The organism is Streptomyces antioxidans, from assembly GCF_000968685.2.
GTDB classification, from domain to species: Bacteria; Actinomycetota; Actinomycetes; order Streptomycetales; family Streptomycetaceae; genus Streptomyces; species Streptomyces antioxidans.
The window spans coordinates 1-4057 of the sequence record NZ_LAKD02000045.1 but is presented as its reverse complement, the minus strand read 5'-3'; the positions used below and the strand labels follow the sequence as shown (position 1 = coordinate 4057).

At 69.0% G+C, this 4057-nt stretch carries 1 protein-coding gene; it reads left to right on the top strand.

Features of this window, described 5'->3' with window-relative positions:
• Positions 1-4057, top strand: a 4057-nt coding sequence (locus tag VT50_RS18710) for a condensation domain-containing protein (RefSeq protein ID WP_143645239.1), incomplete at both ends; no start/stop codon positions are given.

The window sequence follows — 4057 nt, the reverse complement described above, 5'->3', positions numbered from 1 at the left end:
TGTCGGCGGCCGTCCGCGACACCTTCCACACCACACTTCCCTGGGTGCGGCTGTACAACTCCTACGGGCCGAGCGAAACCACCATCGACATCGCCGGCCATCCGTGCGAACCGGCAGAACAAGGGCCACCGCCCATCGGCACACCGATCCAGGACACACAGTTGTACATCCTCGACAGCGGACTCTGGCCGGTGCCACCCGGCGTGGTGGGCGAGTTGTACGTGGCCGGCACCGGGCTGGCGCGGGGGTATGCGCGACGAACGGGGCTGACGGCGGAACGGTTTGTGGCCTGCCCGTACGCCGAGCCCGGGGCGCGGATGTATCGGACCGGGGACTTGGTGCGGTGGCGGGCGGACGGGCGGCTGGAGTTCGTCGGCCGGGTGGACGACCAGGTCAAGGTGCGCGGTTTCCGTATCGAGCTGGGCGAGGTGGAGGCGGCTTTGGCGTCGCATCCGCAGGTGGCGCGTGCGGCGGTCGTGGTCCGCGAGGATCGTCCCGGTGATCGGCGGCTGATCGGCTACGCCGTACCCGCGCGACGCACCACATCACGGGACGACACTTCGCGAGGCGACACATCACGGGGCGACTCACGGCACGAGGAGTCGGCGGAGCGCCACGCGGCCGAACACATCAGCCACTGGAAGAGTTTCTACGAGTCGCTGTACGGAGACCGCCCGGCCACCGCTTTCCGTGAGGTGTCCACCGACGCTTCCACAGGCGCGTCCACCGAGGACTTCATCGGCTGGGACAGCAGCTACGACGGTCGCCCCATCCCCCTCGACGAGATGCGGGAGTGGCTGACGGCCACCGTGGACCGGATCTCCGCACTGGCCCCTCGACGCGTACTCGAAATCGGCGTGGGCACCGGCCTGCTGCTGCGGCGTTTGGCGCCCCGGTGCGACGCGTATTGGGCCACGGACTTCTCCTCTGCGGTCATCGACATGCTCCGGGACCAGATCGATCGAGGAGACCCGGACCTGGCTGCCCGCGTGGAGCTGTCCTCTCAGCCCGCCGACGTCTTCACCGGACTTCCGGTCGGCCATTTCGACACCGTCATCATCAATTCGGTGACCCAGTACTTCCCCGGTGTCGACTACCTCGTCTCCGTCATCTCCGGAGCGATGCGGTCGCTCACACCAGGTGGCTCCCTGTTCCTCGGCGATGTTCGCAACCTCCGTCTGCTCCGCTGCTTCGCCACGGCGGCCGGTCTCAGCAGGTTCGGCGGTGAGCTCTCGAGCGCGGACCTCCGCAAGGCGATCGAGCAGACCATCTCCCTGGAGCGGGAACTGCTGATCGACCCGGCATTCTTCTCGGCCCTCCAGGCCACCAGTCAGGACATCGCGGCGGTCGACATCCGGATCAAGCGCGGAAAGAGCCGCAACGAACTGACCCGGTACCGCTATGACGTCGTGCTCCGCAAGGCGCCGATCACCGCCACCGCTGTACGAGCGGATGAAGCGGCGCCGACGGCCACTTGGGGAACCGATGTGCACCGGACCGAGGAACTGACGGCACTCCTCTCCCGGCGCCACGACAGGCTGTGGGTGCGAGACCTCCCCAACGCCCGGCTGATGGACGACCTCGCAGCCGTACGGCGGTTCCAGGACGACACCGCCCCGGAAACCATCCGGCAGACCATCGACACCGACACCACCATCGGTACGGACACGGAAACCCCCCACGCCACGGAAACCCCCCACGCCACGGAAACCCCCCACGCCACGGAATCACCCACTGCCACGCCGGATACACCCGACGTGGAAACCCTGCACGAGCTGGCCGCCCGCTACGGCTACCGTGCCCATCTGACCTGGTCCGAGGACCCCGAACGGCTCGACGCCCTCTTCCTGCTCGGTGCCGAGGAGGCGGACCAGCCGGTCGTCGCTGACCTATCCGTCGCCGCTGTCCAGGCGACCGCGCGACCGCTCACCGCCTACGCCAACCAGCCGGGCTCCGCTCCGGAAGCCGACTCGCTGCTCCCCGCACTCCAGGCCCATCTGCGGAGCAGGCTGCCGGAGCACATGGTGCCGTCCATCGTGATGACGATCGACGAGTTGCCGCTGACCCCGAACGGAAAGCTGGACCGCAAGGCGCTGCCCGCCCCGGAGTTCACCGGCGGAACCGGCGGGGTCCCGCGAACCCCCCGGGAGCTGGCCCTGTGCGCCCTCTTCGCCGAGGTACTGGGGCTTGCCGAGGTCGGCGTGGACGACGACTTCTTCGCACTCGGTGGCCACTCCCTCCTCGCGATGCGGCTCATCGGCCGCATCCGGGCCGAGGTCGGCGCCGAATTGAGCGTCCGCACACTCTTCCAGGCGCCCACGGTCGCCCAGCTGATCCCGCGGCTTGGCGACGGAACGAGCCCCGAGACGACTCGGCGGCCTGCCCTGAGCCCAATGCCACGACCGGAACGGATCCCGCTGTCATACGCGCAATGGCGCCTGTGGTTCATGCAGGAGATCCAGGGCCCCCGGTCCGCGACCTACACCATTGTGTCCGCCCAGCGGCTCACCGGCCCCGTGGACCGCGCGGCGCTGGCCGACGCACTCCGCGACGTCGTCAGCCGGCACGAAGCACTGCGAACCCTCTACCCGAAGGACGACGAGGGGCAGCCCTGGCAGCATGTGCTCGACGCCGACACAGCGCGCACCCGGCTGCCGATCAGTGTGTCCGACGCCGACCCCAAGGACCTGGACGCGCTGCTCGCGGCCGAGGCCGGGCGGGGGTTCGAGGACCTGGCCACGGAACTGCCACTGCGCGCGAGCGTCTACACAACGGCGGACCACGAGCACGCACTGCTGCTGGTGCTGCACCACATCGCCGCCGACGGCTGGTCCATGGGCCCCCTCTTCAACGACCTCGCCCGCGCCTACGCGGACCGCGCACAAGGGCGCGCACCACAGTGGGAGCCGCTCCCGGTGCAGTACGCCGACTACGCCATCTGGCAACGGCGTGTCCTCGGTGAGGAGGACACCCCCGACAGCCTGATGTCACGGCAACTCGCCCACTGGCAACGAGCCTTGGCGGATCTGCCAGCGGAGCTCGATCTGCCCACCGACCGCCCGCGCCCGGCGATGGCGAGTCATCGCGGCGGCACCGTGGACCTGGACATCCCGGCCGCGCTTCACCAGCGGCTGGCCGATGTGGCACACGACCACGACGCCAGCGTCTTCATGGTCGTCCAAACCGGGCTGGCCGTGCTGCTGACCCGGCTCGGCGCGGGACACGACATCCCCATCGGCACCCCGTACGCGGGCCGGGGCGAGGAAGCCGTCAACGACCTGGTGGGCTTCTTCGTCAACACCTTGGTGCTGCGCGTCGACACCTCCGGCAACCCCGACATCACCACACTCCTACGCCGCGTCCGCGACGCGGACCTGGCCGCCTACGACCACCAGGACGTGCCCTTCGAGCGGCTGGTCGACCTGCTCAATCCGGACCGCTCCCTGTCCCGGCACCCCCTGTTCCAGGTGATGCTCGGATTCCAGAACACCCACCACTCCGGCCCCGCACTGCCGGGATTGACCAGCGAACCGCTCTGGGTCCAGATGGACACCGCCAAGTTCGACCTGTCCCTCATGCTCGCCGAGACACATGCCGATGGCGGCGACCCGGCGGGTATCCACGGAACGCTGGAGTACGCGACCGACCTGTTCGACCGGGAGGCGGTGGAGGTGATCGCGGCTCGTTTTGTGCGGGTGTTGGAGGCGATTGCCGCTGATCCGGGGTGTGTGGTGGGGCGGATTGATGTGCTCGGTGGGGAGGAGCGGGGGCGGCTGGAGGAGTGGGGTGGGGGTGTGTCGGGTGTTGCGGACGCGGGTGTTGATGTGCTGCCGGGGTTGTTTGAGGGGTGGGTGCGGCGTGATCGGGATGGGGTGGCGGTGGTGTGTGGGGGGTGTGAGGTGTCGTATGGGGAGGTGAATGAGCGGGCGAATCGTCTGGCTCGGGTGCTGGTGGGGTGCGGGGTGGGCCCTGAATCCCGGGTGGGGTTGGTGGTGTCCCGGTCGGTGGAGATGGTGGTGGCGTTGCTGGCGGTGGTGAAGGCGGGCGGGGCGTACGT